We start from the raw sequence: 6006 nt of genomic DNA, 5'->3' as shown, positions 1-6006 counted from the left end.
ACATAGCTTGCGGTATTTCAGGAGCAATTCAGCATTTAGCTGGAATGCAAGATTCTGATTTTATAATAGCTATAAACAAAGATGCAACAGCACCTATCATGAAAGTTGCAGATATAGCAATAGCTGGAGATTTGATGAAGGTTATACCAGAAATGGTAGCTCAAATTAATTCCTTAAATGAGGATAAATAATTTCTGAATGGCTTTAATTAAACTAAACTTGCTCTGATACTAAGATTTAGTATTAGAGTAAGTTTAAAATATTTATAGGAATAGAAAGTTTAAGCAATTTTGATGTATTTATACAGCAATATTGCTTTTTTTATTATAAATTCTTCATTTAATAAGAATTCTTATTAAAGTTCTTAAGTTTTCTACCTAATCTACAAATAATTTACAAATAATACATATTCCCTACTATTCAAATCACTTTAAATAAACTAAAATAATATTAAAGTTAACTTTAGATCATAATATAAATGCGGGGGGGCTGATTTTATAATGGATTTTGAAAAAGATGCTGTAGAGATACTAAAAACAGTTATAGATAATGCTTATGATGGAATTGTCATTATAGATAAAGATGCAACCATCACTATGATTAGCAACTCATATTGTGACTTTCTAGGAATCTCTCAGGAAAATGCTGTAGGGAAACCCGTTACAGAGGTTATAGCAAATACAAGGATGCACATAGTTATAGAAACAGGTGAAACGGAAACTGCTCAATTACAAAAGGTAAAAGGAAGCTACATGATTGCCAGCAGAATACCCATAATTAAAAACGGAAAAATTATTGGTGCAATTGGGAAAGTCTTATTTAGAAATGTGAAAGAGCTAAATAATCTTTATAACAAAATTAAAACCATGGAAAAAGAACTTGAAACCTATAAAACTCGTTTAAAGCAATTGAACACTGCAAGTTATACTTTTGATGACATAATAGGAGGGAGCGAAAAAATTCACATTGCTAAATCTATAGCACGTAAAGCCGCTCAAACTCATTCCAATGTACTTATACTTGGAGAAAGTGGTACAGGTAAGGAACTATTTGCTCACGCCATACACTTGGCTAGTGAGCGTATATATGGTCCTTTTGTAAAAGTAAATTGTGCAGCTATTCCAACTGGACTATTAGAGTCGGAACTTTTTGGTTACGAAGGCGGTGCCTTTACTGGTGCGAAAAAGGAAGGTAAAATAGGTAAGTTCGAACAAGCAGATGGAGGCACCATATTTTTAGATGAAATTGGGGATATGCCACTTCATATGCAAGTTAAACTATTAAGAGTACTACAAGAAAAAGAGGTGGAGAAAATTGGCTCCACAGGAGGTAAAAAAATTGATGTTCGTATAATAGCTGCAACAAATAGAAATCTTGAAAAAGCTATGCATGAAGGCAACTTTAGGCAAGATCTTTATTATAGATTAAACGTTGTAACTATTCCTATTCCCGCCCTACGTGAACGTGCAGATGATATTATGCTTATTGCCAATTATCTTGTAAAAAAAATAACTAAAGATTTAAATAAAAAAACAGCAGGTATTTCAAAAGAATCGGAATATTTTTTAAAAAATTATCATTGGGAAGGAAATATCCGTGAACTTGAAAATATATTAGAGCGAGCTATCAATATAATAGATGATAATAATTATATTTCTCCAGGAGATTTACCGAAAGAAATTACAGGAATGAAAGAAATTAAAGTTATTAAAAGTCTCCAAGAAACTATGGTTAAAGCAGAAAAACAAGCTATAATAGATGCACTTAATTCTTCCGATGGAAATAAAACTAAAGCTGCAAAAATTCTTGAAATTGGAAGAACAAGCTTATATGAAAAAATTCAGAAACATAATATATAATAATAAATGTTCCTTTAAGCGAACTGTATTCTTATAGCACAAGAATACAGTTCGCTTTTTCGTACATGATGATAATGTTTACATAAAACATGTTCTTCATATCGTACATAGGCATATATTCACTACATAAATCATCGTATAAAAACAATGAAATTACACAAATGCGCCGTTTTTTTGTATCATTTTGTTGGCACGATATTTGCTAATCATACTATTAACAAGCTTCACTAATATAAAAGGAGGTAACGAAATGACAAAAATTATGTCTAGTGACGATGCCATTGCATTAATTAAAAATAAAGATACGGTTGCAGTGGGAGGATTTATCGGCTGCGGTCACCCTGAAGAATTAACTTTAAAAATTAATGAATCTTTTGTTAAAAAAGGAATACCAAACAGTCTAAATCTAATATATGCAGCTGGACAAGGAGACTCAAAGGAAAAAGGTTTGAATCATTTTGGCGAAGAGGGTTTAGTTTCAAGAGTAGTAGGTGGTCACTGGGGACTTGCTCCTAAACTTGCCAAACTAGCTATTGAAAATAAAATACAGGCCTATAATCTTCCTCAAGGAGTAATTTCTCACCTATATAGAGATATTGCAGCAGGCAAACCAGGCACTATTACTCATGTAGGCTTGAAGACCTTTGTAGATCCTAGAATTGACGGCGGTAAGTTAAACGATATCACAAAAGAAGACATTGTGGAAGTTATTGAAATTGATAACAAGGAATACTTGTTTTATAAAGCTTTTCCTATAAATGTTGCACTTATTAGAGCCACTTACGCAGATGAGAGTGGAAATGCCACTATGGAAAAAGAAGCTGTAACATTAGACGGCCTATCTATGGCACAAGCAGCTAAAAATTCTGGTGGAATTGTAATTCTTCAAGTTGAAAAAGTTGTAGCAAACGGTTCACTTGATCCTAGAAAGGTTAAGATTCCGGGAATACTTGTAGATGCTATTGTGATTTCAAAACCTGAAAATCATATGCAAACTTTTGCAGAGCAGTACAATCCCTCTTATACTGGGGAAGTAAAAATGTCTTTAAATAATTTCATAGGTTTAAAGCTAGATGAAAGAAAAATAATATCTAGAAGAGCCGCAATGGAACTTACTCCCAATGCCATTACTAACCTAGGAATAGGTGTTCCTGAAGGAATATCCATTGTAGCAAATGAAGAAGGTATTGGTCATCAAATGAAACTTACTTTGGAGTCAGGCCCAATTGGCGGAATGCCTGCTGGTGGTTTAAGTTTCGGAGCTGCAGTAAATCCTGAAATTATACTAGATCAAAGTAGTCAATTTGATTTTTACGATGGAGGAGGTCTTGATATAGCCTTCTTAGGACTCGCTCAATGTGATGAGAGTGGGAATATTAATGTAAGTAAATTCGGACCCAAGATTGCAGGTTGTGGTGGTTTTATCAATATAACACAAAACTCTAAAAAAGTTGTTTTCTGTGGAACTTTTACAGCAGGTGGTTTAAAAATTGCTCTACAAGAAGGAATCATAAATATACTACAAGAAGGTAAAGTTAATAAATTCATTAAAACTGTTGAGCAAATTACATTTAGCGGAAATTATGCTGTAGATATAGGACAACCAGTTTTATATATTACAGAAAGAGCTGTTTTCAAACTAACTAATAAAGGCTTAGTACTTACTGAAATTGCTCCAGGTATTGACCTTGAAAAAGATATCTTAGCCCATATGGACTTTAAACCAATAATTTCAGAGAATTTAACTTTTATGGACCAAAGAATTTTCGAGGAAAAAGCTATGGGACTTAACATTTAGATTTTAATCTAAGTATTTATTGAATTTCTTAAGTTAATATAAAATAAAATAATTTAAATTAAAGGGAGGAACTATCATGATAGGACTTATTGGTATTATTATTTCTTTAGGACTCTTAATGTATTTGGCTTACAGAGGAATTTCAGTTCTTATTTTGGCACCAGTTTTAGCTATACTCGCAGTTTTGTTTCAAAGTGGACAAAGCTATGTTTTAGCTAACTATACTGAAGTTTTCATGGTTAATTTTGCAGCATATGCTAAGACATATTTTCCGGTATTCTTACTAGGAGCAATATTCGGTAAAATAATGGACGATTCAGGAGCAGCTAAATCTATAGCTTATGCCATTAGTAGTAAGCTTGGTAAAGATAAAGCAATCCTGGCAGTAGTTTTATCTTGTGCAATATTAACCTATGGTGGTGTTTCATTATTTGTAGTTGCTTTTGCAGTATATCCTATTGCAGCTGCACTATTTAGAGAAGCTAATATTCCAAAAAGATTTTTACCTGCATCTATTGCACTTGGTGCCTTTACATTTACAATGACTGCACTCCCAGGAACACCACAAATACAAAATGCTATTCCAATGCCTTTCTTTGGAACAAATGCTTATGCAGCTCCAATTATAGGACTTATAGGAACAGCAGTAATGTTTGGTGGTGGTATGCTTTGGCTTACAAGAAGAGCAAAAAATGCTATGGCAAAAGGTGAAGGATATGGAGATCATAAAGAGGAATCAACAAAAGAAGTTGATTTATCCAAATTACCTAAACTTGCACTAGCTATAACTCCAATACTATTGGTTCTAATTGTTAATTATTTATTAGGTAAGTATGTTTTTGCTACAATGGATGGAACATTCTTAAAAGATTTTGGTGGAATAAAGATTGCAGCAGTTAAAGGTATCTGGAGTTTAATTTCAGCATTAGTTGTTGCTATAGTTATTAGTTTGATATTATTTTGGAAAAACCTTGAAAGTATTACCAACACAGTAAATAAAGGGGCAATAGGTTCACTCCTTGCAATTGCAAATACCTCCTCAGAAGTTGGTTATGGAAACGTTATTAAAACACTAGGAGGATTTGCTATACTTCAAGCTGGGATACTTGCTATACCAGGAACACCTCTTATTTCGCTAGCAGCATCCACTAGTATTCTTGCAGGTATAACAGGTTCTGCATCAGGCGGTATGAGTATTGCTCTTGGAATATTAGGTAAAACTTATATGGCAAAAGCTCAGGCTCTAGGTATTAATCCAGAAGTATTCCATAGAATAGCAGCAATTGCCTGCGGTGGACTTGATACACTTCCACATAATGGTGCTGTAATAACATTACTAGGAATAACTGGTATGACTCATAAAACATCGTACGCAGATATAGGAATGTGTACAGTTGTTATACCACTTATAGCTACTGCGATATGTATTATATTTGCATCTATGGGTGTTGTATAAAAAATAGGAATAAATTAATACGAGGAGGATTATTAATGAAAGGTTTAACTATGAAAGAATTAAATATTGGTGATAAAGATTCCTTTGAAAAAACTATAAGTGAATCTGATGTATATCTCTATGCAGGAATAACAGGTGATTTAAATCCTGCTCATATAAATCAAAGAGAAGCTGAAACAACAATGTTTAAAGGCAGAATTGCACATGGAATGCTCACAGCAGGCTTCGTATCAGCAGTACTGGGTATGAAATTACCTGGACCAGGAACCATTTATCTAGGTCAAGAACTTAAATTTACAGCACCAGTAAGATTTGGAGATACAATAAAAGCTGAGGTTGAAGTTATAGAAAAGAAGGAAGAAAAAAACATTATGAAACTTAGTACAACCTGTACTAATCAAGATGGTGTTATTGTTCTTAAAGGCATTGCAACTGTTATGCCACCTAAATAGCAAACAAACAAAAACTGTATTGGAATTTCAATACAGTTTTTGTTTGTTTTATGGCATTTTATGAAGACATAAATCCTTAACTGCTCCTTGAATTTCTATTAAGTTCTTACCAATACTACTCTCTACCGCTACTACAATAGCACCTTCAACTAGAGCCGCATCAACAATAGTTACATTTTTCTGCATTTCCTCTGAAAGACTTTCAATAGCCATTTGTGCATTCATATATGCACTACCAAGGTCAAATAGTATTACCACACCATCTTCTGAATACACCTCATTTATGGCTAAAATTATCTTTTCTATATCCGTTCCTAGTCCATTATCACTAGTTCCACCAGCCGCTACAATAGGTACATTATCTGCCATTTGAAGCGCTAGCTCCTTTACTCCTTCTGCCACTTTACTACTATGTGAAATTATTACAACTCCTACCATGTA

The 6006-nt window shown here is 33.3% G+C and carries 5 protein-coding genes and 1 pseudogene; 5 read left to right on the top strand and 1 reads right to left on the bottom strand.

The annotated features are described in order from the left end of the window. The 5 genes and pseudogenes from ACREVU_RS03975 to ACREVU_RS03955 all read left to right on the top strand — a co-directional run. A pseudogene (locus ACREVU_RS03975) lies at positions 1–191 on the top strand (electron transfer flavoprotein subunit alpha); the annotation flags it as partial. Between the two features lie 309 nt (positions 192–500). Then, positions 501–1859 carry a sigma-54 interaction domain-containing protein gene (locus ACREVU_RS03970; RefSeq protein WP_431550331.1) on the top strand — a complete coding sequence of 453 codons (1359 nt, stop codon included), beginning with the start codon at positions 501–503 and terminating at the stop codon, positions 1857–1859. Positions 1860–2109: 250 nt separating this feature from the next. Next, positions 2110–3657, top strand: coding sequence for an acyl CoA:acetate/3-ketoacid CoA transferase (locus tag ACREVU_RS03965; protein WP_431550330.1), 1548 nt, complete (start codon positions 2110–2112; stop codon positions 3655–3657). Between the two features lie 76 nt (positions 3658–3733). After that, complete coding sequence (locus ACREVU_RS03960) at positions 3734–5113, top strand: GntP family permease (RefSeq protein WP_431550329.1); 1380 nt, start codon at positions 3734–3736, stop codon at positions 5111–5113. 35 nt (positions 5114–5148) lie between these two features. Further along, the gene (locus ACREVU_RS03955; RefSeq protein ID WP_431550328.1) at positions 5149–5565 is read left to right on the top strand and encodes a MaoC family dehydratase; all 417 of its coding nucleotides are present in this window, start codon (positions 5149–5151) and stop codon (positions 5563–5565) included. A gap of 48 nt (positions 5566–5613) precedes the next feature. Here ACREVU_RS03955 and dhaM read toward each other — a convergent pair whose 3' ends face one another. Next, the gene (gene dhaM, locus ACREVU_RS03950; RefSeq protein ID WP_431550327.1) at positions 5614–6003 is read right to left on the bottom strand and encodes a dihydroxyacetone kinase phosphoryl donor subunit DhaM; all 390 of its coding nucleotides are present in this window, start codon (positions 6001–6003) and stop codon (positions 5614–5616) included. Positions 6004–6006: the final 3 nt, after the last annotated feature.

Origin of the sequence: Clostridium sp. (genome assembly GCF_050717535.1) — a bacterium.
Lineage (GTDB): Bacteria > Bacillota > Clostridia > Clostridiales > Clostridiaceae > Clostridium_AD.
The sequence above is the reverse complement of the archived record's forward strand: the minus strand, read 5'-3'. Positions and strand labels throughout refer to the sequence as shown.

What these genes read in the sequence shown, in the direction of transcription:
- dhaM (WP_431550327.1), bottom strand. Translation starts at nt 6,003, where the DNA reads ATGGTAGGAGTTGTAATAATTTCACATAGTAGTAAAGTGGCAGAAGGA.
- ACREVU_RS03970 (WP_431550331.1), top strand. Translation starts at nt 501, where the DNA reads ATGGATTTTGAAAAAGATGCTGTAGAGATACTAAAAACAGTTATAGAT.
- ACREVU_RS03965 (WP_431550330.1), top strand. Translation starts at nt 2,110, where the DNA reads ATGACAAAAATTATGTCTAGTGACGATGCCATTGCATTAATTAAAAAT.
- ACREVU_RS03960 (WP_431550329.1), top strand. Translation starts at nt 3,734, where the DNA reads ATGATAGGACTTATTGGTATTATTATTTCTTTAGGACTCTTAATGTAT.
- ACREVU_RS03955 (WP_431550328.1), top strand. Translation starts at nt 5,149, where the DNA reads ATGAAAGGTTTAACTATGAAAGAATTAAATATTGGTGATAAAGATTCC.